This is a genomic window from Devosia sp. SD17-2 (assembly GCF_029201565.1).
Taxonomy (GTDB): domain Bacteria; phylum Pseudomonadota; class Alphaproteobacteria; order Rhizobiales; family Devosiaceae; genus Devosia.
In genome coordinates, this window is record NZ_CP104002.1 from 2,437,957 (window position 1) to 2,461,030 (window position 23,074).

General features: G+C 58.3%; 19 protein-coding genes. 13 read left to right on the forward strand and 6 right to left on the reverse strand.

Going from position 1 to position 23,074, the window contains the following annotated elements; translation table 11 throughout:
- Window positions 1–305 precede the first annotated feature (305 nt).
- From NYQ88_RS11970 to NYQ88_RS11990, 5 genes are all read left to right on the forward strand, one after another.
- Window positions 306–1,534, forward strand: a protein-coding gene (locus NYQ88_RS11970) for an IS3 family transposase (RefSeq protein WP_275651365.1) whose coding sequence is annotated in 2 segments (ribosomal slippage) — window positions 306–654 and window positions 654–1,534 — 1,230 coding nt in all. Because the reading frame shifts where the segments join, the coding sequence is not laid out codon by codon here.
- A gap of 161 nt (window positions 1,535–1,695) precedes the next feature.
- Entirely contained in the window at window positions 1,696–2,253 is a 558-nt protein-coding gene (locus tag NYQ88_RS11975) for a hypothetical protein (RefSeq protein ID WP_275651366.1), read from the forward strand.
- Window positions 2,254–2,298: 45 nt separating this feature from the next.
- The gene (locus NYQ88_RS11980) at window positions 2,299–2,886 is read left to right on the forward strand and encodes a hypothetical protein (protein ID WP_275651367.1); all 588 of its coding nucleotides are present in this window, start codon (window positions 2,299–2,301) and stop codon (window positions 2,884–2,886) included.
- Between the two features lie 959 nt (window positions 2,887–3,845).
- Window positions 3,846–4,970 carry a DUF3578 domain-containing protein gene (locus tag NYQ88_RS11985; RefSeq protein WP_275651368.1) on the forward strand — a complete coding sequence of 375 codons (1,125 nt, stop codon included), beginning with the start codon at window positions 3,846–3,848 and terminating at the stop codon, window positions 4,968–4,970.
- A gap of 166 nt (window positions 4,971–5,136) precedes the next feature.
- Window positions 5,137–5,691: a hypothetical protein gene (locus NYQ88_RS11990; RefSeq protein ID WP_275651369.1), complete on the forward strand. Its 555-nt coding sequence runs from the start codon at window positions 5,137–5,139 to the stop codon at window positions 5,689–5,691.
- Between the two features lie 314 nt (window positions 5,692–6,005).
- Here the strand turns inward: NYQ88_RS11990 and NYQ88_RS11995 are convergent, their stop codons facing one another.
- Window positions 6,006–7,259 carry a hypothetical protein gene (locus NYQ88_RS11995; RefSeq protein WP_275651370.1) on the reverse strand — a complete coding sequence of 418 codons (1,254 nt, stop codon included), beginning with the start codon at window positions 7,257–7,259 and terminating at the stop codon, window positions 6,006–6,008.
- Between the two features lie 228 nt (window positions 7,260–7,487).
- On the opposite strand from NYQ88_RS11995, the gene NYQ88_RS12000 reads away from it, so the two are divergent.
- Window positions 7,488–7,991, forward strand: coding sequence for a hypothetical protein (locus NYQ88_RS12000; RefSeq protein ID WP_275651371.1), 504 nt, complete (start codon window positions 7,488–7,490; stop codon window positions 7,989–7,991).
- Window positions 7,992–8,569: 578 nt separating this feature from the next.
- Here NYQ88_RS12000 and NYQ88_RS12005 read toward each other — a convergent pair.
- Together NYQ88_RS12005 and NYQ88_RS12010 are read right to left on the reverse strand one after the other, a co-directional pair.
- Complete coding sequence (locus NYQ88_RS12005) at window positions 8,570–11,044, reverse strand: penicillin-binding protein 1A (RefSeq protein ID WP_275651372.1); 2,475 nt, start codon at window positions 11,042–11,044, stop codon at window positions 8,570–8,572.
- Between the two features lie 110 nt (window positions 11,045–11,154).
- The gene (locus NYQ88_RS12010; RefSeq protein WP_345774635.1) at window positions 11,155–12,339 is read right to left on the reverse strand and encodes an N-acetylmuramoyl-L-alanine amidase; all 1,185 of its coding nucleotides are present in this window, start codon (window positions 12,337–12,339) and stop codon (window positions 11,155–11,157) included.
- 649 nt (window positions 12,340–12,988) lie between these two features.
- Between NYQ88_RS12010 and NYQ88_RS12015 the strand changes: the two genes are divergently transcribed.
- Complete coding sequence (locus NYQ88_RS12015) at window positions 12,989–15,757, forward strand: ribonuclease E/G (RefSeq protein WP_275651374.1); 2,769 nt, start codon at window positions 12,989–12,991, stop codon at window positions 15,755–15,757.
- Between the two features lie 47 nt (window positions 15,758–15,804).
- Here NYQ88_RS12015 and NYQ88_RS12020 read toward each other — a convergent pair whose 3' ends face one another.
- Both NYQ88_RS12020 and NYQ88_RS12025 read right to left on the reverse strand, forming a co-directional pair.
- Complete coding sequence (locus NYQ88_RS12020; RefSeq protein ID WP_275651375.1) at window positions 15,805–16,386, reverse strand: hypothetical protein; 582 nt, start codon at window positions 16,384–16,386, stop codon at window positions 15,805–15,807.
- Between the two features lie 83 nt (window positions 16,387–16,469).
- The gene (locus NYQ88_RS12025; protein ID WP_275651376.1) at window positions 16,470–17,615 is read right to left on the reverse strand and encodes an aminotransferase class I/II-fold pyridoxal phosphate-dependent enzyme; all 1,146 of its coding nucleotides are present in this window, start codon (window positions 17,613–17,615) and stop codon (window positions 16,470–16,472) included.
- 155 nt (window positions 17,616–17,770) lie between these two features.
- On the opposite strand from NYQ88_RS12025, the gene NYQ88_RS12030 reads away from it, so the two are divergent.
- The 6 genes from NYQ88_RS12030 to NYQ88_RS12055 all read left to right on the forward strand — a co-directional run bounded on the left by NYQ88_RS12030 (window position 17,771) and on the right by NYQ88_RS12055 (window position 22,507).
- Window positions 17,771–18,637, forward strand: a complete 867-nt coding sequence (locus NYQ88_RS12030; protein ID WP_275651377.1) for a DsbA family protein — start codon at window positions 17,771–17,773, stop codon at window positions 18,635–18,637.
- Between the two features lie 102 nt (window positions 18,638–18,739).
- Complete coding sequence (gene aroQ / locus NYQ88_RS12035) at window positions 18,740–19,177, forward strand: type II 3-dehydroquinate dehydratase (RefSeq protein WP_275651378.1); 438 nt, start codon at window positions 18,740–18,742, stop codon at window positions 19,175–19,177.
- Between the two features lie 33 nt (window positions 19,178–19,210).
- Entirely contained in the window at window positions 19,211–19,702 is a 492-nt protein-coding gene (accB, locus tag NYQ88_RS12040) for an acetyl-CoA carboxylase biotin carboxyl carrier protein (RefSeq protein WP_275651379.1), read from the forward strand.
- Window positions 19,703–19,714: 12 nt separating this feature from the next.
- A complete protein-coding gene (gene accC / locus NYQ88_RS12045; protein WP_275651380.1) occupies window positions 19,715–21,061 on the forward strand; it encodes an acetyl-CoA carboxylase biotin carboxylase subunit in 1,347 nt (448 codons plus the stop codon).
- A 37-nt stretch (window positions 21,062–21,098) separates the two neighbouring features.
- On the forward strand, window positions 21,099–21,734 hold the full coding sequence (aat, locus tag NYQ88_RS12050; RefSeq protein WP_275651381.1) for a leucyl/phenylalanyl-tRNA--protein transferase: 636 nt from the start codon (window positions 21,099–21,101) through the stop codon (window positions 21,732–21,734).
- Entirely contained in the window at window positions 21,731–22,507 is a 777-nt protein-coding gene (locus NYQ88_RS12055) for an APH(3') family aminoglycoside O-phosphotransferase (RefSeq protein WP_275651382.1), read from the forward strand. The genes aat and NYQ88_RS12055 overlap by 4 nt, the downstream gene beginning before the upstream one ends.
- Here NYQ88_RS12055 and NYQ88_RS12060 read toward each other — a convergent pair.
- Window positions 22,504–23,004 (reverse strand): GyrI-like domain-containing protein, encoded by a 501-nt coding sequence (locus NYQ88_RS12060; RefSeq protein WP_275651383.1) that lies wholly within the window; start codon window positions 23,002–23,004, stop codon window positions 22,504–22,506. The two genes, NYQ88_RS12055 and NYQ88_RS12060, sit on opposite strands and share 4 nt — an antisense overlap.
- Between the last annotated feature and the right edge of the window lie 70 nt (window positions 23,005–23,074).

Consider the following 23,074-nt stretch of genomic DNA (forward strand, 5'->3'; position numbering starts at 1 on the left):
CGATCGGCCAAACAGCAGGAAGTATGCGCACTCAAGTTTATGGTAACACAGCTTTCTCAACGTATACGCCCGGCTATACGTACGACATCGTGAAGCCTGGGGAAGACCTAATGATAAGAGTATACACTCCCAGACATAATGAGCCGATGGCCTCGAATACCTTTAACGCGCAAGAGGTTTTCAATGCGATCAACCCCCGCGTCAAACGTACGAAGTCGTAATTCAATGTCTGTGGAGCGCACCCCATTTTGACCGGACAGGCGGCATAGCCGATAAGGCATAGGCATGCGCCTATGAGTACGACTATGTCCAAGAGTTCCGACGAGCCGTTTCGACGGGTCGAAGTCATCACCTCCGTGCAACGCCGCCGGCGCTGGTCAGTGGCCGAGAAGGTTCGGTTGGTGGAGGAAGCCATGCAGCCGGGCATGAGCGTTTCCTACGTGGCACGACGCGCCGGCATTTCCCCTTCCCAGCTCTTCGCCTGGAAGCGCCGCATGCTTGAAGGCGGCCACGCAGCCGTTCAGGCCGATGAAGATGTCGTTGGCGCTTCCCAGGTCCGCGATCTGGAAAAGCGCGTGCGTGACCTCGAGCGCATGCTGGGCAAGAAGACCATGGAAGCGGAGATCTTGAGGGAGGCCCTGGATCTCGCGCGCCCAAAAAAACGGACTTCGCCCTTGCTGTCGTGGAGCAATCCCGAGGACGATACCCAATGAGCGTCATTGCCCGCACTCTGGGCGTCTCGAGGTCCAACCTGATCGAGCGCGCCAGCAAGCCATCCAAGCCGCGCGGACCTTATCGCAAGCCGGACGATGTTGCCCTTCTTGCCGAGCTACGCCCGATCATCGACCAGCGACCCACTTATGGCTATCGCCGTGTGACAGCATTGCTCAACAGGCAGCGGCGCAAGGAGGGCAAGCCCACCGTCAACACCAAGCGGGTCCTCAGGATCATGCAGCAGAACGGGCTCACCCTTCAAAAGCATACTGCCCTGCGGCCCACCCGCACCCACGACGGCGTCGTCGTTGCCCTGCGCTCTAATATCCGCTGGTGCTCCGATCATCTGGAGATCCATGCCCGCAATAACGAGGTGGTGCGCATCGTCTTCGTCATCGACGCCTGTGACCGAGAGATCATCGCCTGGTCGGCCGTCGCCAATGCCGGCATCTCCGGCGAGATGGTCTGTGATCTGATGATCGCCGCCGTCGAGCGCCGCTTCCAGGCCCTAAAGGTCCCACACCGGCTAGAGTGGCTCTCGGACAATGGCAGTGCCTATATCGCCAGGCAGACCGCACAAGTGGCCGCGGCGCTGGGCATTGACCTGCTCTTCACCCCGGTTCGAAGCCCACAGAGCAACGGCATGTCTGAGGCCTTCGTCAAAACCCTGAAAAGGGACTACGCCTCAACCGTTATCCTCCCAGACGCCGAGACTATCCTGGCCTTGCTGCCCGAATGGATCGACGATTACTGTGAGGTCCACCCGCACTCCGGGCTCAAGTATCGCTCACCACGCGAGTTCCTGCGCCTCAGTGCCTAAACCCAACCGCCGCCTGTCCGGCGAAACGGGGTCCACTCCAGTCTGCTAATCAACTGAAACTCGGCTTGTGTGCCTACCTGTTTGTCCTCGGCGCGCAATCGACCTCGGCGCAGCCTTACCACACCGGTCCTTACGCAGACGAAAGTGCCTATTGGGGCGAGGTGTACAAGAACACAACGTCCATAACTGGAAGAGATGTAGTGGGCGTTGTTGGCTCCGTCGAGTTGATAGTGGATGACCAGATAGAAGGGAAATGCTGGACCAACACCTCCGCCATATCCGCAAAAATTAGAGTTGAGTTAGAGAAGTTCGGGATTTCAGTTTACACTGAAAAACTGGCTACAAACACAGTGTTTTCACCAGTCCTGCACATAGGCGGACTCGGTTACAGAATGGGAAATGGTGTCTGTACCGGACAAGCGCGTTTCGAACTTTATTACTTTGGAAACACTCGGATGGGCTCACTGGAATACACAGGCGGCCACTTTGAATTCCGGAGTCCCGTTGAAATCTGGGAAGCTTCCGCAATCTTTACAAACTCAGATCGCCTTGATCAGCAAATCCTAGATAAAGTTCAGGAATGGACAGATAGCCTTATTGCAGACATCTCAAAGGCGAGGCGCACTGAAGGTGTGAAGGCTGTGCTTGCTGCTTGGCCAGAGTATAATCCGCTTACGCAGGCCGAGTTTGACGCATTTATGAAAGAGCCGGACGACTGATCAGGGGCCTACTTTGCGTCGCTAGAAAGCCCTCACGAGGTAGCCATGAAGAAGTTCCTTTTGGTTGCGGCCTTCGCCGTAGCCACCATGTCATCGAGTGTCGCTTTCGACCTCTCTGGCCTCGCCATCGGTGATCCTCTAGACCAGGCGGATGCGCTAGGTGCAGAAGTTTTAGCGGAGCAGATCGATGGTCCACTGATCGTAAGAAAATATCAGCTGCCGTCAGGAAATCAGCTATCTGTTACAGCGCTGCGAAAAGCCAACAGCATTGTATACATCGAGATGAATTGGATCGGGAGCAAGTCAGGAAGACTAACCGACATCCCCGGATTCCATTTTGGTTCTACTCTGCTGTCGGAGATTCGTGAGACCTTTGGATCAAACGGCTACGCACATAAAGAGCACATGGCTTTTCCTGTGGGAGAACAAATAGCGCTGTTTAATACCTATGGGCTGGCTCCAACGGGCGCGCAAGCAGTAACGTTTGTTACGATTATAGGGCAAGATACTGGGTCGGACCCTAGTCGAGCTATCCTGGACACTATTATCCTAGCGGATGCCACATTCTTAGATAGCTACTGGGGCGAAGAAAAGCTATTTGATCCGGCCTATCAGCCCGTTGAGCTCAGATAGTTTGGTCTACCCCAAAAGCTGCACGTGACAGGTTTTGTAGACAGATCAGTTGCTTAAATAGGTGGGGAAAGGGAAAATGGTGCCCCCCGCCGGAGCCAAAGCAACTGCCTGCCTAACTATATCAGTACGTTAGCGACATCCGAAGGCCGGTCAATAGGCAAAACTGGTCTACGCTTTGGTCTACGGCCTATTGTTGCTCGGGAACGGACCAAGTAAACACACTGGACATTCCTACCCCACCCCTGCGAGTGCCACCCCCACCCACTGCGATACCGTATACGGCTCTCGCCTAATTTTGGGCGTAGCAGGTTGTAAACTACCTCATCACCATTGATTTCCATCGCCTTTACAAAATGGCGAGACGAGGGGGGCGAGGGTACACATGCGTAATATACGTACCGGTAATGCATGGAGGTTGTGATTTAGGATATGATTCCACCTGTTAGGTCAGGTTAGTCTCTTAAGTCCTCATCAAGTGAGACCGACTCTAAATGATCGAGCTCGTCCAAACTATTCCAAGTGAGGATTTGGTCGGCGATTAGGTCATGCAACTGATGGAGGCGTTCGGAATTTCTCGGCGTATGCCCTGACCCCAGCCTCCACCCATTAGCCTTCCACTCGTGATAGCGCCCTCTTCCGGCGTCGTACTCGACATGGTGACCGGGTTGCCTAAGCGACATGCAGGACCGCCCCCAACCATATGGCGGGGCATGCACTAGACGGGGTGCAATTTTACTGGTTGCGCACCGCAACACCAGGGGTTCAAAAGCCAAAAAGCCCTGCAGTCTTGAGGCACAAATTGATCTCGCAAGGTCAATTGCGGCACTTGGTATTGAATTTTACGTTAATCAACTTAACACCAAACGCACAGCAACTTGTTGCAGATCGCGCTCGGTGGAATTGGTTGGCACAAGCGATTCTTAAGTTATTTTCTTTGAAGAGAGTACAAGCGCTTCCTTATGACAATTGCGGAATTAATCAACAACGTGCTGGAGAACTACATCGCTCTAGCCTACGGGAAGAACAAAAAGGGCGAGCGCAAAGCCAATCAAGTGAAGCCGGGCAAAAACAAGGCCATGCTCTCCATACGCAAAGAACTGCCTGCCGCGCTAAAAACGCTAGCAGTCTCTCACTCAAAGGTCGGTGCTGATGCCTATAAGTTTGTAGGCGATCTTGGACAGAACAACTTCACCTTTGCAGAGGTGCCTTGGGTCGCATGCCGACGGCTGATGGTCTCTGATTCAGTTCAGCGAGGCTACTTTATCGTCCTGTTGTTTAAGCCTGACATGAGCGGTGTCTATCTCACTCTAAACCAGGGCTATCAACAGTATTTCGATACATACTCCGACGACGAAATTGCGCAGGCTCGAACGTCGATCGCCGCGGCAGAAATGGCTTCTTCAATTGAGCTTCCGACTGGCTTTTCACGGGGAGCCATAAACCTCGGGTCGAAAAACTCAAGACCGAAGGGATACCAGGCTGGCTCGATTTTCAGCAAGTACTACCCCGCAACAGACGACTTTCTGGAAATGGCAAAGGACTTTGTGGAGCTATTGACCGCATACGAAAGGCTCGTTCACTTGTTGGGGCCATTGGTTCTAAACAACCAAGAATTCCAGAACGCAGCCAACGAGATTGCTGGGGAAGGCGCCTCACCCATAGCTCCACCGCCCGGGCCAGTGGATCGCCCAGAAAAAAAGCAGGTGTCGGCATCGGCTGGTTGGAGGCGGAATGCTTCCATGGCGGCCGTCGCGATCCGTAATGCAAAATTCTCGTGTGAGGTCGCGCCCGAACACATGACATTTAAATGCCAAGCGTCCGGAGAGAACTTCGTCGAAGCTCACCACCTCATCCCTATGCACGATCAAGCCAACCATCCGCACAGCATCGATGTTCCGGAAAACATTGTCGCTCTGTGCCCGAACTGCCATCGCTGTATACACCATGCTTCCCACGCGGAAAGATGGGTGTTGGCGCACACTCTCCTCACGCAGCGGACGGGCCAGCTCAAAAGTCGAGGAATCGACGTCGACTGGGATCGGCTGAAAAAGCTCTACCGGATCGAGATTTCTGAAGCGTCATGAAGATCGTCTGAAGGCGATCGTTCATTGTGAGGCGTCATCCGTACGCGTTAAAGCTCTTCGAAGAAGCCGACACGCCAATCAATCTGGATCATTTTCCTTATGTCTTGATCTGCATCGAAGCAGAGAACAAGATGGGTGAGTACGGAATTTCAAAGGTCATAACGAATTGCTCAAGCGCCTACAACTATCGGTTCTGTTCGGCTTGGCATTTGCCTCTCAAAGCGTGCCGTCGTTAGCGAATGAGTACTGGACAGAGTTGTCGGGAGATAGTCACCGTCATCAACTCGCCTACTCAACCTGCTCGCCTGATGAGTGCTTCGGAGAGGGGGTAACCCATGTCTTGGGCTGTGATCAGGACGCCGACTATGGCTTTCGGTTTGCCTATGTCACAGTGGTAAGCGATAGCAGAAATCTGACTACTGTGACTGAGCTTGGCTCGCTACCTTGGGACGATCAAATCCTTCAACTTGAACTTGGGCGCCTCACCGCAACTGCTCAGGTTTATGAGATGAACCTTAGTCGCAATGACATGAACGGCGCATGGGACTTGACGTTGCGCTTCTCAGAGGCGGAGCAATTTTGGGGCTCACTGTCGCACAGTAATAAACGGAGGGAGGCCTTGCTCAAAGCCCTAGACATTGAGCTGCCGTTGAGCCCAAACAGGAAGGCTGCCGATGAATTAATAGAACTGGCACGTCGCTGTTCACCCCAGGCTGATTAGATTTGCTGCATCTGCGCTAGCACCCTATGCGGTACGCGTTCCTGCCCGAAGTGTTCGGGTAGGCCGCGATGCCATAAACTCGGTCCGTCTGGCTTGATATCCTTGCGACATCGCCCCTCCCATCCGGTGCAGGCTTGACTGCCTTATACGCTCAGGGGTGTCGTCGTCCTGGGTTCTGATTATGGTCTTGTAGGCCTTTCCCGTTCGGTCGATATTTGTAGACGCTCCAGGCACTTCAGCGTCGATCGCCCGTCGCATAGCCGACCTAAGTTCGGCGGCATGCATCACGTCGATGATATAACTATCGAATACCGTCAGCACCGGCACCTGCTCTTCGGTGAAAAACGTTCGATGATCCGAGCTGTGATCCGGCCATCTATGGCCATGAGGCGCACGCCTTCATCCGAGCACATGTACTGCGAAATCGCCTTGTGCTGGCTCTTAAAAGCCTCCAATAGCTCCCCAAGCATCCTATCAGTAAATCGTTTGGCCGGAGAGCCTGGCGCTTGTTTCTGCCGGAACGCCTTGAAGGCAGAGGCTTCTGTTCCCGCATTGATAGCTACCAGCACGAGTTGCTTAATCCAGCCGCGAAGCGCCTCTGGCGGATATGCCGTGGATATGCCCAAGCTGTAGGGATCGCCGACCAGCGGCCTACCTTCCATCCCATAGAGAAGAGCAATGTGAAGTCCGGAGTAGTCGTCTTCTATGACAGGTAAGTCATTTATCCATAGGCTCGCCCGATAAGGCTCGGGCAGCTGCTGCCAAAATCCGCCATGTACCCTGCCGCCAAGTTCCCAACTACCACGGTAAAACACGCGACGAGAAAATTTGTTGTTCTGATCGATCCTGACCTGAGTGGCCCTGCCCGTATTTTCTTGTGCTCGGGTGATGATGGGAAGGTCGAGGGTTGGGATGTCAATGAATGTCTGATCGATCAATGCGTTGTAGGATGACATCGTGGCCCGCATTGCATGGGTCCAATCATTGTCGTCATACTCTTCCCAGCGCTCACGATCACCCCTGCTGAGGATTATGCTTTCTCGTTCGCTGTACGGTGCGATGTCGAACACACCGAACCTAGCACGGGCAAACCTCTCCACCAATTGAGGTGCAGCCCAAATCCGCGTGGTGCGCCCAGCATATTCGGTGCCCAGGTGAAGGCCGATTAAGCCCACCTCATGGGCGCGATGCACAAGCTTGATCATTACAGAAGAGATGTGCAAGGCGTTGTATCGACTGCCACTCCGATAAAATCGGTTCGACATGCCAACGCCGATGCTCATGCCGGGGTCGGACTTCCAGGCTAGATAGAGGTCCAGAACCAGCACCCGAAATTGACGAATAGGTGAGCCAGCAGCACGCCTGCCGGGGCGACCTGCGTTATCAAACTCGACCGCAAAATAGTCTGCCCACAGGTCCGCGATTAGCGCGTGAACCTCTAGGTGCTCAGACCACGTGTGGACGTCTAAAGGACGTGAATTGGAGAAATCTCTTTGCACGTAGACAGACTGGTTGTCACAGCCATCGTGGATAAGATTTTTATCCTGAACCTCAGTAGCTATGTTCATTTTAATATCCACCTTAACGAAGGCAAAGTTAGAAGATGCGAATTATATAAAAACTTAAGTTGCAAGTATCTAATTCCAATTTATGTGCATCTACAAGATGCATATTAGTACTCTAAGGGTGGGTTTTTGTCGCTGACGGCGCTTCAACTTAGCTTTGCACTTGCGCTATTTTTCGGGTAATGGCAATAGGGGCGTTATGGCCGGCATTTAACCAAACGGAGAAGCGCCTTGATTAATACCGAATGCAGTTTCACTGAAGTGGCGCAACAGCGACTCAACATTGATCCGCGCCCCCTGGGTGCAGAGATCAGGATATCGGTGCATTGCCCCCAGCCTGGCGGCCCTGGTGAGTGGATCGCAGCAATTGGCGTGATGAATGGGAGTGGTGAACTGACGAAATTCGAGATGTCAGACTTCAAAGATCAAGTGTCAGAAGAACAGCTTGAGCTAAGGGGTGTGATCGCATCACTGACTTGGCTGAAGCAGCAGGGTCTGCAGGTGCCCGTGATCATCTGGTGCAAATCAGCGTACTTAAAGGACACCTTCGGAAGAGGGCGCTATCACGAGTGGAAGGCTAATGGGTGGAGGCTGGGGTCAGGGCATACGCCGAGAAATTCCGAACGCCTCCATCAGTTGCATGACCTAATCGCCGACCAAATCCTCACTTGGAATAGTTTGGACGAGCTCGATCATTTAGAGTCGGTCTCACTTGATGAGGACTTAAGAGACTAACCTGACCTAACAGGTGGAATCATATCCTAAATCACAACCTCCATGCATTACCGGTACGTATATTACGCATGTGTACCCTCGCCCCCCTCGTCTCGCCATTTTGTAAAGGCGATGCAAATCAATGGTGATGAGGTAGTTTACAACCTGCTACGCCCAAAATTAGGCGAGAGCCGTATACGGTATCGCAGTGGGTGGGGGTGGCACTCGCAGGGGTGGGGTAGGAATGTCCAGTGTGTTTACTTGGTCCGTTCCCGAGCAACAATAGGCCGTAGACCAAAGCGTAGACCAGTTTTGCCTATTGACCGGCCTTCGGATGTCGCTAACGTACTGATATAGTTAGGCAGGCAGTTGCTTTGGCTCCGGCGGGGGGCACCATTTTTTTCCATAGCACAGTGCAATAAATGTCAGCTGGCAGCTTTTGCCGGTCATCGAGCGATGACTGCAATCGGGCCGCAGGCCGGCTTTCCTCTGCCGGCCATCCTGTCTCAAAGCTCTCGAGCCACACTGCCCGCGTGAACCGCGAATTGCGCCCCCGCGGGTTTCGTTGGCGCTCCTGCCGAGAGCCTAAGGGCTTGGCGCTAGAATAGCGTCCTGCGGCGCACGGTGGGATCCATAAAGGTGCCATTGCCGCCGCTGGGCTGGGTGATTCCGCTATTGTACTGCTGCTGCATGTTCTGCTGGCGCGCAGCTGCATCATAGGCATTGACGTCGATGCCGATGACCGAGGTCAGCTGGTTCGGCCCGGTGCCGGGCTTGAACGCTTCCTTGATCGACGCCTCACCCTCAAATGCCTTCGCACCCGAGTTCGGGTTGATCCAAGCCGTGGTCATGCCCGGCGGGACATTGAAAGGCGTAGGGGGACGACCTGCCAGTGCCTTGGCCATGAAATTGGTGAAGATGGGCACAACCATGCCGCCGCCGGTGGAGGACGAGCCCATGGAACGCGGCTGGTCGAAGCCAACATAGATGCCAACGGCGAGTTCGGGCGTGAAGCCGACAAACCAGGCATCCTTATAGTCGTTGGTCGTGCCGGTCTTGCCGGCCACAGGGCGATTGAGCGCGCGTGCTGCAGTGCCGGTACCGCGCTGCACAACGCCTTCCATCATCGAGGTGATCTGGTAGGCCGTCATCGGATCGAGCACCTGCTCGCGATTGTCAACGATGCGCGGCTCGCCCTGACCATGCCAGTCGGCAGCGGAACAACCGTCGCACAAACGATTGTCGTGACGATAGACGGTCGCGCCATAGCGATCCTGAATACGGTCGATGAGCGTCGGCACGATCTTCCGGCCACCATTGGCGATGGTGGCATAAGCAGACGTCATGCGCATGTTTGTCGTTTCACCGGCCCCCAGCGACATGGCAAGCACAGGCTGCATGGTATCGTAGATGCCAAACATGCGGGCATATTCCGCAATCAGCGGCATGCCGATGTCGCGGGCCAGACGGACTGTCATGACGTTACGGCTACGTTCGATCCCGCGGCGCAGCGTCTGCGGGCCGTAGAATTCCTGCGCATAGTTTTCCGGACGCCAGATGGAGCCGTCGCCGTTGCGGATTTCGACGGGGGCATCCAGCACCACGGATGCCGGCGTATAGCCATTGTCGAGAGCTGCGGCATAGACGATCGGCTTGAAAGACGAGCCCGGCTGACGCAGCGCTTGGGTAGCCCGGTTGAATTCGGATTCTGCAAAGGAGAAACCGCCGACCATGGCCAGCACACGGCCGGTCCGCGGATCCATGGCAACCAGCGAGCCCTCAATCTCAGGGACTTGCTCAAGTGTGTAGATGCCGTCCTTGCCCGCGACTGGCGAGACATAGACAACATCACCAACAGCAAGAATGTCCTGTACCGGCTTGGAAACCCAGCGAATTTCGGGACCGGACAATGTGCCCTCAACGCGGTCCGGGCCGATTGCGCCATCCACGTCATTATCTGGGCGCAGGCCAATTCGAGCCTGGTTGTTGCCGACCTCAAGCACGACCGCGAGCTGCCATTCCGGCACGTCGCTCAGCGGGCGGATTTTCGCGACATCGAGGCCCCAGTCTTCGCCAAGTTCGATGCTGGCGACTGGCGCCCGGAAGCCCCGGGTATGGTCGTAGGCGATCAGGCCATCCATCAGTGCCCGGCGGGCATATTCCTGCAGGCGCGGCTCAAGCGTGGTGCGCACCGACAGGCCGCCGCCATAAAGCTGGTCCTCGCCATAGAGCTTGGCCAGTTCGCGACGGACTTCCTCGGTGAAATACTCGGCCACATAGACTTGGCTGCCCGAGGCGCGTGGGATGACGTTGAGGGGCTCATCCTTGGCTGCAGCGGCATCCTGTGGCGTGACATAGCCATTTTCCACCATTCGATCGATGACCCAATTGCGGCGCTCGATAGCGGCCTGCGGGCGGCGGAAAGGATGGTAGTTGTTCGGGCCCTTGGGCAGCGCCGCGATATAGGCGGCTTCGCTCAGCGTCAGTTGATAGAGGGCCTTGTCGAAGTAATTGAGGGCCGCTGCCGCGACGCCATAGGAATTGAGACCGAGAAAAATCTCGTTGAGATAGAGCTCGAGAATCCGATCCTTGGTGAAGGTCGACTCGATGCGGATAGCGAGAATGGCTTCCTGGATCTTGCGGTCCCAGGTCTGCTCGGAGGTGAGCAGGAAGTTCTTGGCGACCTGCTGGGTAATGCTCGAACCGCCACCCTGAATGGCACTGTTGCCATCCATGCGAGCGAGGAGATTGTCGCGCAAGGCGCGGACGATACCGTCAAAGGCGATACCGCCGTGCGTGTAGAAATCCTTGTCCTCCGCTGAGAGGAACGCTTCGACGACGAGCGGCGGCACAGTCTCCATCGGCTGGAAAAGGCGGCGCTCGCGCGCGTATTCGGCCAGCAGGGTCCCGTCAGCCGCGTGCACGCGCGTCGTTACCGGCGGCTGGTAGTCCTTGAGGACGGTATAATCCGGCAGCTGCGCGGTGACGCCAGCCAGATACACAGCAGCGACAGCAACGCCACCCAGCGCCACAAACATGCCGAAGCCAAATAGCCAGCCGAGCAGTCGAAACATCGCCTCAGGTACTCCATGCCGCGCAAATCAAGCCCCAACTCATCAGCGAGGGGTTCGCATAATAACAGGTTTGGCCGAGGAATTTCATCGACCGGGTCGCTTTACCGGCATTATTCCGGTTTTTCGAGGCTGTCGAAATAGCTCGATATACCCCGTGCAATAGCCTCCGCAGTTCGATCGCGCCATTCCGATCTCGTCAGATTTGCTATGTCGCTGGCGTTGGACAGGAAGCCGAGCTCCACCAGTACCGATGGAATGTCCGGTGCCTGCAGCACGAAGAAGTCAGCCTGGCGAACCGGGAAACGACGCAGCGCGACGCTTGGCTCCAACTGGTGGACGATGGCCTGGGCGGCAAGAAAAGACTGTACGCGCATTTCCCGTCGCATCAGATCCAGAAGGATATCCACGACCTCTGGAGCCATCTGCGGCATGGAGAAGCCAGCGATCACGTCGGACTTGTTCTCGGTATCTGCCAGCACCTTGTCGAGCACATCGGTGGCGTTCTCGTCACGCGTATAAACACTGGCGCCGCGAATTTCCGGCTGCTGGAAACTGTCGGCGTGGATGGCAATGAAGAGATCAGCCTTGTTCGTCCGCGCCATCGCCACACGCTCTTCGAGCCGGAGGTAGACGTCGCTCTCACGGGTCAGGGCCACATCGAAGCGCCCCGACTCAACCAGCAATTCCTGCAGGCGCAGCGAGAAGGCGAGGACGATGTCTTTTTCCCGCACGCCGTTCGGAGCTTCGGCACCGCTGTCGATGCCACCGTGGCCAGGATCGATCACCACAAGAGGACGACTGCCAATCGGCAGTTCAGAGCCCCCCGCGGGCGTCGATTCGGCGATTTTTGCAGCCGCAGCGTCCGACACGAGCCGGTCACGTTCGACGTTGGCCGCAAAGATTTCGGCATCTGCCGGGATGATGTCGACGACGAGGCGTGCCGGCTGGTCGTTGAATGCGTCAAGCACGTAAGCCTGCTGCACCTGAGCCGGTCCGGCAAGGCTGAGCGTGGTCCGCACCCGGTCTCCAGCCACCTGCTCAATCACGTAGGACGTCACCAGAGAGCCGGAATCGCTGTCCGCCGACGGCTGCGGAACCGAGAAGGTGCCGGCGCGCACATCGACCGCCAGGCGGTCGGGTTCGCTCATGGATACAAATGAGAACTCCGTCCGCGCCGCCAGATCAATCACAAGACGCGCCCGATCTTCGGTCGCTGTCATGCGCAGATCAATGACATTTGGTAGCGCAACGGGGGCGGCACTCTCCTGGGAGAGCGCTGGGGATAGAAGTGCCATGAACGAAAGGATGGCGGCGAAGGCGGATATGAGGACGCGCAAAATCAAGTCTGGTTCGGGCCCCTAAAAACTCTATCGCCGCATGGCACGAGCATCGGGCGATTCTGCGGCATTGTCCGCCTTATGCGATGATTTGGGTCATCAATCAAAGAACCGGGCTCACAAAGCGGGTATGGGGCCGGGTTTTTGACTTTCCTGTTGCCAATCTGGCGCAACATCCCTACACGCTAAAGGAGAAGGCGCAGGAGTTTCGCGAGCGCCAGCGACGACGGTAAGTCCGTGTCGCGCCGCTGCGAACCCGGCTGGACCAGCGTGCACTCGATGCATGCGGCCCGGAATGAAAGCGGCATTTTCGCGCCTTCGCTGAATTTCGGCTCCCCCCGAGCCGGACGGTGGCACGCCCGCGCGGCCTGCCATCCATAAGGAAGAGGTCATATGGCCCACAGGCGAACAAAGCGCGACGCGATCGAAATGTCCGATTGCCGTTTTGTATCGCCTCATTTTCTGGCCATGACCAAGACTACCGGAGCGCGAAACGTGAGAGGTTCGCGCCCTACTTCATTCAACCCATTCGCCCCGCAATGCGCCATTTCAGGTGTGCCGGACTTCCGGCAGCCCCTTGTCGGCGCGCGGGTGCGCGGAGCTCACTATGGCGACCAAAAGAATGCTGGTGGATGCCATCCACCCGGAAGAAACACGGATTGTCGTTACCGCCGGTAACCGGCTTGAGGAATTCGACTTTGAATCGGCGACCCGCCGCCAGTTGCGGGGTAATATTTACCTCGCAAAGGTGACGCGAGTAGAACCGTCCCTGCAGGCGGCTTTCGTCGAATATGGCGGCAATCGCCACGGATTTCTCGCCTTCAGCGAAATCCACCCAGACTATTACCAGATCCCCGTCGCTGACCGCGAAGCGCTTCTGCTCGAAGAGGAGCATGAAGAGACAGAAGACGAGGCCCAGGGCGAAACCGACCAGGCCCCTGCCCCGGACGCCAGTGCCGATTCTGCAGCTGATGCCGACACTGACTCGCATGACGGCGAAGAGCACAGCCATATCGAACAGGCCCCGGCCAATTCCGAGCCTGTCGAATCCATCGGCGGTGCGGATGCCCTTGAGGAAGTTCCCGAGCGTCGTCGCTCGAGCCAGCAGCGTCGTCACCAGTACAAGATCCAGGAAGTCGTCAAGCGCCGCCAGGTCATGCTGGTGCAGGTGGTTAAGGAAGAGCGCGGCAACAAAGGCGCAGCTCTCACCACCTATCTGTCGCTGGCGGGCCGCTATTCCGTGCTGATGCCAAACACCGCCCGTGGCGGCGGCATCTCGCGCAAGATCACCAATGCGGCCGACCGCAAGCGCCTCAAGGAAATCACTGCTGATCTGGAAGTGCCGCAAGGCATGGGCGTGATCCTGCGCACGGCCGGTGCCTCGCGCACCAAGGCCGAAGTCAAGCGCGACTTTGAATATCTGATGCGCCTCTGGGAGAGCGTTCGTACGCTGACGCTCCAGAGCCAGGCGCCATGCCTCGTCTACGAGGAAGGCTCGCTCATCAAGCGGACCATCCGCGACCTCTACAACAAGGACATCGATGAAGTTCTGGTGGCGGGCGACAACGCCTTCCGCGAGGCCAAGGACTTCATGAAGATGATCATGCCGTCCCACTCGAAGAACGTGAAGCTCTACGTCGAAGAGCAGCCACTGTTCTCCAAGTATGGCATCGAGGCCCAGCTGGACCAGATGTTCTCGCCAGTGGTCACCCTGCCCTCCGGCGGTTACATCGTCATCAACCCCACTGAAGCTCTCGTCTCTATCGACGTGAACTCGGGGCGCTCCACCAAGGAGCACAATATCGAAGACACTGCGCTCCAGACCAATCTGGAAGCAGCGGACGAAGTCGCTCGCCAGCTGCGGCTGCGCGATCTGGCCGGCCTGATCGTCATCGACTTCATCGACATGATGGAGAACCGCTCCAACCGGGCCGTTGAGCGCAAGCTCAAGGAATGCCTCAAGGACGACCGCGCGCGCATCCAGGTTGGCCGCATCAGCCATTTTGGACTGATGGAAATGAGCCGCCAGCGAATCCGCTTCGGTGTCGTGGAAAGCTCGACCCACAAGTGCCCGATCTGCGACGGCACTGGCCTCGTGCGCTCTACCGAGTCGCTGGCACTGATGATCATGCGCCACATCGAGGACCACGTCCTGCGCAAGCAGGGCCAGTCGATCAATGTTCGCGTGCCGACCGACGTCGCGCTCTATATCCTCAATTTCAAGCGCGACACCCTCACCGCGCTCGAGTCTCGCAATGGTCTGTCGATCACCATCACGGCGGACAGCAAGCTGACTGGCCACCAGTTCTCTATCGAGAAGGGTGAGACCCGCGTTGCCTCCTATGCCGATCAGCGCGCAGCCAGCCACGTGCGTGTCGACAGTGCCATCATCGAAGGCGATGCTGAAGAGGAAGAGGTCGAAACCGACGAGGACGTCGCAGAGACCGAAGAGCGTCCCAGCGCCGCCGAGAACGGCGAAGGAGAAGGCTCCGGCCGCCGCCGCCGTCGTCGCCGCCGTCGTGGCGGCAATGGTGAGCGCACCGAAGAGCGCGCACCCCAGGTCGCGGTCGAGGCTGTTTCCGACACCGAAACCGAAGCTTCCGATGAAGAGGGCGAAGAAGCGGAAGACACCGCCTCTGCAGCCGACGCAGACGGCGAAACCCGCCGCCGCCGTCGTCGTGGCCGCCGTGGTGGCCGTCGCAATCGCCGCGATCAGGACGAGAACAACGGCGTCGAGGAGACCCGTGCTCCTGCCGCGGCTGCAGCTGCAGCTGCAGCTGTCGAGGCCTCTGCTCCAGCGCCTGTCGCAGAAGTTGAGACCAGTGCAGAAGTGAGCCCGGCCATCGAAGCCGTAGCCGCCACGCCTGAGCCTGCTCCTGTCGCGGAAAGCTCTGAGGCCGCAGCACCCGCTGCCGAGGAGGCCCCGGCCGAAAAGCCGAAGCGCAAGCCTCGGACCCGCAAGCCAAAGGCAGAGGCGGCTGCGGAAGCTGCTGCCGAAACGGTGGCTGTACAAGCTGACGCAGCACCCCCTGCCGAGGAGGCCCCGGCCGAAAAGCCGAAGCGCAAGCCTCGGACTCGCAAGCCAAAGGCAGAAGTCGCCGCTGACGCCGCGACACCAGCCGAGGTGACGGCGCCGACGGAAGCAGCCGCCGCAGTCGTTGAAGACGTAAAGGCCGAGCCGGCGCCTGCTTCAGCAGAGCCTGTTGCTGACGCGCCGACCGAAGCTCGTCCGCGTCGCGCCAAAAAGGAACTGCCGCCCGAGGGCGTCGTGGTTTCGTCCAGCGCGGCTCCCGAGGCGGAAGAGGAAGCCGGCGGCGATGAGCCGGACAAGAAGAAAAAGGTCGGTTGGTGGCAGCGCCGCCTCGGACTAGGTTAAAAACAAAGGGCGGCCCTCGGGCCGCCCTTTTTGTTCCTGCCATCCGCTTATCGTCCACGGATAAAGTGCTGGCGTGAGATCACCTTCACGCCGTCTCCAGGAATGCGTTTGATAACGATCTTGCCAAACTGGTGTGTACCCGTGCGGTCGGGGTGAACTGTCCCGGGCAATTCCATTCGCCGCCTGTCCGGGCCAATATAGGTGGGCGTCTCGATATAGATCTGCTCGCTGATGAGCTGCTGCTCCAGCCGCGCGAAGAGTACGTTCCGTTTCTCGGGAAGGCAGACCACATCGTCGAAGCCCATCTCGACATACTTCAGGACCTCCTCATACGGTCCGTCGGGCAAGAAAAGGATTATGGGCGCGAAGCGGATATCGCCAATCTGGGCGCGCCTGATGGCGTCGATCAGCTTCTTTTTTGCCTCATCGCCCATCTCATAGTGGACGAGGACATAAGAGATTGTCCCGGGAGCTACGGTGCCCAACCCCACCTTGGTCATGTCGGCAGCATTGGTAAATCCAACACTGCGGCACAACCCCAGCATCATCTGAATATGCTGCTCGCCATGCGCAACAACCAGTGCCTGGCAACGAGACAACGTCCTGAGGGGACCGCCCGTCGGGGACATGCATGGCGCTCCTAAAACAACGCCAAAAAATTACGCGCAGCCCCTTAATAATTACATCTATAGTTCAATACTATTTCTAAGATTTACTTCAGCATCCGCTGCATTCTCTCCAGCGACAATTCGATTGTCTCTGTCTTTCCTGCATATGAGAACCGGACAAAGCTGTCGCCCGCGGTTCGATCGAAGTCGAGCCCAGGCGTAGCGGCAACACCAGCCACCTCCAGCATCGATTCACAAAAAGCTACTGAGTCATTGGAAAATCTGGATATTCCGGCGTAGGCGTAAAATGCTCCATCGCCCGCCGAGGGAAGGTCAAACCCGAGCTCGCGCAGACCTGCAGTGAGCAGTGCGCGGTTCCGGGCGTAGCTTGCCTTCTGCTCCTCGGCGTAGTCCCGCTCGCCGAGAGCCACTGTCGCGGCGATCTGGCTGAGGGTTGGCGCCGAAATAAAGAGGTTCTGCTGCAGGACTTCGGCGCGCCGGATCAGCGCCTCCGGCAGCACCATCCAGCCAATGCGCCAGCCGGTCATGCAGTAATATTTCGAGAAACTGTTGATGACGATGGCATCGCGCGTCAGTTCGAGCGCGCTGACAGAGGGCCCTCGATAATCGAGGCCATGATAGATTTCGTCCGAGATGAAGGTAATGCCCAGCCGCGCGCAGGTTGCCACAATATCTGCCAGGCCATCCCGGTCGACCGAGGCGCCCGTGGGATTTGCGGGGCTGGCGAAAAGCAGGCCTTCAAAGGGCTGCCGTGCGTAGGCTTTGGCGATGTCACCACCGGTCAGATGCCAGCCGTTTTCGGCTGAGACCGGAATTTCCGAAATCGCAAATCCGAGGCCGAGCAGAGTATTCACATAGGCCGGATAGCCGGGCCGCGTGATCGCAATACGTGCCCCTGGCTTGAACGCAGTGTGAAAGGCAAGAATGAAGCCGGCCGACGAACCCATTGTCGCAAGAATCAATTCCGGATCCACCGAGACGCCGTGCTGATCCTGGTAATAGCGCGACAGACCCTCGCGGAGCTCGGTAGTGCCCTTGGCGTTGGTATAGCCCTGGGGGTGGGGCAGCGCCTTGGCCACTGCCTCGAGAACACGCGGCGCAGGTGGCTGGCCGGGCTCCCCTACCTCGAGATGGCAGATGCTTCGCCCCTGCGCTTCCAGAGCGCGGGCGCGCTTCAAAATATCCATGGCGAGGAATGGCATCAGCGCGTCTGGCGCAAGATCGGTCATTGGGCTGCTCCGTGTGCGCCTCTGGACTACCCAACCCGGCGGAGCATCTCAACAACAATTGACCCAGCCCGCTGCGCGGCATCGCCCATGGGTCGCAATGCCTGCCACAAGTCTGCTAGAAGCTTTGGGACAATCTGCCGGAGTCCCGAATCCCCATGAGCCGCGTCACTCTCGTTCTTGTTGCAGCCCTCGGCGTCGTCGGAGGCGCACTCGGATACTCGGTGCTGAACCAGCCCAAGCCACAGACAGACACCGCGGCTGTGCGCGCCATTGTCGACGAAGTGCTGGCTGCTCGCTCGGCGCAGGCGGCGGCCGTGGCGGAAACGACTACTCCCGTCATCGCCGATATCGACCCGGCCATTCTCAATCCCATGATTGAAAAGTTCCTGCTCAGCGATCCCAAGCTCCTGCAGCGGATGTCCGTCGCGCTCGAGGACACGCTTCGGGTCGAGGAACAATCGCGGGCACAGACCGCCATCGCATCGATGCAGGACCAGATCTTCAACGCTCCTGGCCAGGTGGTGGTCGGAAATCCCGACGGCGATGTCACTCTGGTCGAGTTTTTCGACTATAACTGCGGTTATTGCCGCACGGCCGTGCCCGATCTGGCGACGCTGCTCGCAGAAGATCCCAATCTCAGGGTGATCCTGAAGGAATTCCCAATCCTCTCCAACGAGTCGATCGATGCTGCCCGCGTCGCCGTACTCGTGGGGGAAACAGACGCGGACTACTGGCAGTTTCACGAGGCCCTGTTCAGCGCCCGCGGCAAAGTCGACAAATCAGTGGCGCTCGCTGCTGCGCAGGAAATCGGGCTGAGCCCGGTCAGTCTCGAAATTCAGATGGGCGACGAGCGCGTCGCCAAGTCCATTCAGACATCGTATGAGATCGCCCAGGCGCTCGGAATCACCGGTACACCGACCTACATCATCGGAAACGAGATCATTCCCGGCGCCATCGGCGTCGAAGGCCTGCGTGAACGCATCGCAAATATGCGGGAATGCGGGGAAACAGTCTGCAGTTGAGCCGAGCGGGTGCCGGTCGGCGTGATCGGGCTCGCATTCTCAGTGCATTTCGTGTAACCGCCCTTGCACCGCCGGAAATAGCCGGTGCACAACGAAAAGACCATGGCAAAGCACGTTCTCGTCCTCAACGGCCCGAACCTCAACATGCTCGGCAAGCGCGAGCCCGGAATCTACGGGGCGCAGACCCTGGCCGATGTGGAGGCGCTCTGTCGGAGCGCAGCCGAAGAGTGGGGCCTGACCGTCGATTGCCGCCAATCGAACTTCGAAGGTGAATTGGTGACGTGGATCCAGGAGGGACTCGGCACTGCCGATGGCATCCTGATCAATCCCGGCGCCTATTCGCATACATCGGTTGCCATTCACGATGCCCTCAAGGCAGTGGCACTACCGGTGGCTGAAGTTCACATCAGCAACATTCACCAGCGCGAGTCCTTCCGACACCATTCCTACGTGTCGGCGGTAGCGTTCGGCGTCATTTGCGGCTTTGGGACGCTTGGATATAAGCTGGCGCTCCATGCTTTGGCCGAAAAACTCGCATAACGCTTCGACGACGAAGCCGGGAGACCGATAAGAATGACCAAGTCATCTCAGGTGGATCAGGACCTGATCCGCGCCATCGCCGAACTGCTCAACAAGGAAAACCTTGCCGAGATCGAAATCGAGCAGGAGGATTTCCGGGTCCGCGTAACGCGCTCCTATCCTGTTGAGGCTCCGACCTATGCGCAGCCGATGCAGTATATGGCAGCGCCACAGGCAGCCCCTGCCGCTGCTGCCCCGGTCTCGACGATCCCTGCAGCGGCCCCAGCCGCCAAGGAAGACCTTGCCTCCAATCCGGGCACCCTCACCTCCCCCATGGTTGGCACCGCCTACCGCTCGCCGGAGCCGGGCAAGCCGACCTTTGTGGAAGTCGGCACCAAGGTGTCCGAGGGTCAGACCGTCCTCATCATTGAGGCGATGAAGACCATGAACCAGATTCCGGCGCATCGCTCCGGCACGGTTACCCGCATCCTGGTCGAAGACGCCCAGCCGGTCGAATATGGCGAGCCGCTCGTCGTCATCGAGTAAGGAGACTTTCGCGTGTTCCAGAAAGTCCTGATCGCCAATCGCGGCGAAATTGCCCTGCGCATCCTGCGCGCCTGCAAGGAACTCGGCATCCAGACCGTGGCTGTGCACTCGACGGCCGACGCCAATGCCATGCATGTGCGCCTCGCCGATGAGAGTGTGTGCATTGGCCCCAACTCGGCCAAGGACAGCTACCTGAACATCCCCTCGATCCTCGCAGCCTGTGAGATCACCGGGGCTGATGCCGTCCATCCGGGCTATGGGTTCCTGTCCGAAAATGCCCGCTTCGCCAAGATCCTTGGTGAGCACAACATCACCTTCATCGGCCCGTCTGCTCACCACATCGAGATCATGGGTGACAAGATTACTGCCAAGAAGACGGCGGTAGAGCTTGGCATTCCCGTTGTCCCGGGGTCTGCTGGCGCGGTCGAGACCGAACAGCAGGCGCTCAAGACCGCCAAGGACATCGGCTACCCCGTGCTGATCAAGGCCACGGCTGGTGGCGGTGGTCGCGGCATGAAGGTCGCGCAGTCGGAGTCCGAACTGCTGGTTGCCTGGTCAACTGCGCGTTCCGAAGCCAAGGCGGCTTTCGGCAACGACAGCGTCTATATGGAAAAATACCTCGGCAAGCCGCGCCATATCGAGGTACAGATCCTCGGCGACGGACAAGGCAATGCCGTGCACCTTGGCGTACGCGATTGCTCGCTGCAGCGTCGCCACCAGAAGGTGTGGGAAGAAGCTGGCGGGCCGACGATCAGCCCGCAGGAGCGTGACGAGATCGGCGAGATCTGCGCCGTCGCCATGCGCAAGCTGAAATACTCAGGCGCCGGCACCATCGAGTTCCTGTACGAAAACGGCGAGTTCTATTTCATCGAAATGAACACGCGCCTGCAGGTGGAGCACCCGGTCACGGAGCGCATCACCGGCATCGACATCGTCTATGAGCAGATCCGCGTCGCTTCCGGCGAAGAGCTCTCCATGTCGCAGGACAAGGTGCAGTTCTTTGGCCATGCCATCGAGGTGCGCATCAATGCCGAGGACCCGCAGAGCTTTGCGCCCTCGCCAGGCACGATCACCTTCTACCACCCTGCTGGTGGCGTTGGCGTCCGCGTCGATTCGGCTGTCTATCAGGGCTACAAGATCCCGCCCTATTACGACTCGCTGATCGGCAAGCTCATCGTCTATGGCCGCACCCGTGAAGAGTGCCTCAAGCGACTGGGCCGTGCGGTGGACGAGTTCGTCGTCGACGGCGTCAAGACCACCCTGCCCCTGTTCCAGCGCCTCCTCAAGGAGCCGGACATCATCGCGGGCAATTACGACATTCACTGGCTGGAAAAATTCCTGGCCAACAACAAGGCTTGATGTTGAGGGGCGCGCAGGCGCCCCTTATCTTTTTTCCATGGCCAAACACTCAGACCCCTTCGATCTCGACATCACGCCCGAACTCATCGTCCGGGCCTATTGCGCCGGCATTTTCCCCATGGCCGAAGACGCCGGGGATGACGACCTTTTCTGGGTGAGCCCGGAAGAACGTGGGATCCTGCCGCTCGATGGCTTTCGCCTGAGCAAGAGTCTGCGCAAGTCCATGCGCAAGGCGGGCTGGGATATCCGCGTCGATACCGACTTCGAAGCCGTCATCGAAGGCTGCGCCACGGTCGGCGACGATCGCAACTCCACCTGGATCAACGGAACAATCCGCGCCGTTTATGGCGAGCTTTTCCGCCAAGGCATCGCGCACACGGTTGAGGTGTGGGAGGGCGACGAGCTGGTGGGAGGCCTCTATGGCCTCGCTATCGGCGCAGCCTTCTTCGGCGAGTCGATGTTCCATCGACGGACGGACGCATCCAAGGCGGCTATGGCGCATCTGGTCGAGCGCCTTAACGCCGGCGGCTTTCAGCTTCTCGATACACAATTCCTCACGCCACACCTTGCCTCGCTGGGCGGCATTGAAATTCCCAGATCAGAATATGAAGACCGCCTTGGCCGCGCCATCGCAGAAAAGGCCGACTGGGCGGCACTGGACCACAAGATATGACCATTCCTACTGACTTGCCCGAAAGCTTTGGGCCCCTCACCAGCCTCGACTGGACGCCTATTACACACGGCCCGTCCGGTGCCCATGTCTGGCGCATTCTGCTCGGCGACGGCAATTCCGTCTTTCTCAAATCCGAAGAGTGGCATCCGCTGGCGGAACTGCCGAGCGAGATCGAACGGCTCAACTGGCTGACGCGGATGGGGTTCAAGGCCCCGCGCGTCATCGATGCCGAACAATCGTCCGATCGCGTCTGGCTACTGATGAGTGCGGTGCCCGGCGCGGACCTCACCAATCATGCCCAGCATCCCGCTGAATTCATTCGCATCTATGCCCAGGGCCTCAAGCGCATTCACGCTCTGGACCCGACCAGCTGCCCGTTCGATCACAGCATCACTAGTCGACTGGCACTCGCCGAGCAGCGACTGGCCGCCGGCCTCGTTGATGAGACCGACTTCGACGCGGACCGCATCGGCAGGGCTCCGGCCGACCTCCTCGATTGGCTGCACAACAACCGTCCAGACGTTGGTACAGCTATCGTCACCCATGGCGACGCCTGCACGCCCAATGTCATGGCCATGGATGGCCGTTTCTCGGGTCTGGTCGATTGCGGACGAATGGGTGTCGCGGACGTCTGGCAGGATCTGGCTCTGGCCTGCCGCAGCATCCGGGACAATGTTGGGCAGGACCACGTCTCCGAATTTCTAAAGGCCTACGGCACGGAATATGACCCGCACCGCTACGCCTTCTACTGCACTCTGGACGAGTTCTTTTAGACGTCCTTGAGCTTGAAACTGAGGGTCGTCACCCAGTCCTTGGGATCCGGAACCTTGGCAGGATCGGTCTCGTAGATTTCCAGCCTGCAGGCGAAATGTTCGCCATTGGGCTTCTCGACCATGTCAAAGGGTTGGTTGGTGAGCCGCGCCCATCCGATCAGCACGCCAGTTACCTTTTCCAGGGCGTCGTAGTGACCATGCCAGGCAAGCGTCATGAACCGCCCCCCGGGGAGGGTTGAAGTGCGCACCGCTCCGTCCTCAGGCCCTGGGCTCCGCACCGCGATCCCTGCCTCGACATCGAGGGTCTCGGCCATGTTGATCCGCCGGTAATTGTAAAAAGCCTCTCCCTCCGGCTCCAGCCCGTGCTTTTCCAGATAGGCAAAGATTTGGGGGAAGCCCTCGTCCGCAGGTTTCTGCAACTGGTTCATGCGAACCGTGAACGGAACATAGACGTAGTGCTGTTCCGGTCTCTCGATCACTTCGGGCAGGGTCATCATGGCCTGTCTCTCCTCCTATCGATCAGAACCCCACCCGTGGCATACGCGCACAAGACTGGGCCGCTGCCGA

Bases quoted from the DNA above. Each gene is read 5' to 3' on its own strand.
- NYQ88_RS11980 (WP_275651367.1), top strand. From the start codon at position 2,299: ATGAAGAAGTTCCTTTTGGTTGCGGCCTTCGCCGTAGCCACCATGTCA.
- NYQ88_RS11985 (WP_275651368.1), top strand. From the start codon at position 3,846: ATGACAATTGCGGAATTAATCAACAACGTGCTGGAGAACTACATCGCT.
- NYQ88_RS11995 (WP_275651370.1), bottom strand. From the start codon at position 7,259: ATGAACATAGCTACTGAGGTTCAGGATAAAAATCTTATCCACGATGGC.
- NYQ88_RS12005 (WP_275651372.1), bottom strand. From the start codon at position 11,044: ATGTTTCGACTGCTCGGCTGGCTATTTGGCTTCGGCATGTTTGTGGCG.
- NYQ88_RS12010 (WP_345774635.1), bottom strand. From the start codon at position 12,339: ATGGCACTTCTATCCCCAGCGCTCTCCCAGGAGAGTGCCGCCCCCGTT.
- NYQ88_RS12015 (WP_275651374.1), top strand. From the start codon at position 12,989: ATGGCGACCAAAAGAATGCTGGTGGATGCCATCCACCCGGAAGAAACA.
- NYQ88_RS12020 (WP_275651375.1), bottom strand. From the start codon at position 16,386: ATGTCCCCGACGGGCGGTCCCCTCAGGACGTTGTCTCGTTGCCAGGCA.
- NYQ88_RS12025 (WP_275651376.1), bottom strand. From the start codon at position 17,615: ATGACCGATCTTGCGCCAGACGCGCTGATGCCATTCCTCGCCATGGAT.
- NYQ88_RS12030 (WP_275651377.1), top strand. From the start codon at position 17,771: ATGAGCCGCGTCACTCTCGTTCTTGTTGCAGCCCTCGGCGTCGTCGGA.
- aroQ (WP_275651378.1), top strand. From the start codon at position 18,740: ATGGCAAAGCACGTTCTCGTCCTCAACGGCCCGAACCTCAACATGCTC.
- accB (WP_275651379.1), top strand. From the start codon at position 19,211: ATGACCAAGTCATCTCAGGTGGATCAGGACCTGATCCGCGCCATCGCC.
- aat (WP_275651381.1), top strand. From the start codon at position 21,099: ATGGCCAAACACTCAGACCCCTTCGATCTCGACATCACGCCCGAACTC.
- NYQ88_RS12055 (WP_275651382.1), top strand. From the start codon at position 21,731: ATGACCATTCCTACTGACTTGCCCGAAAGCTTTGGGCCCCTCACCAGC.
- NYQ88_RS12060 (WP_275651383.1), bottom strand. From the start codon at position 23,004: ATGATGACCCTGCCCGAAGTGATCGAGAGACCGGAACAGCACTACGTC.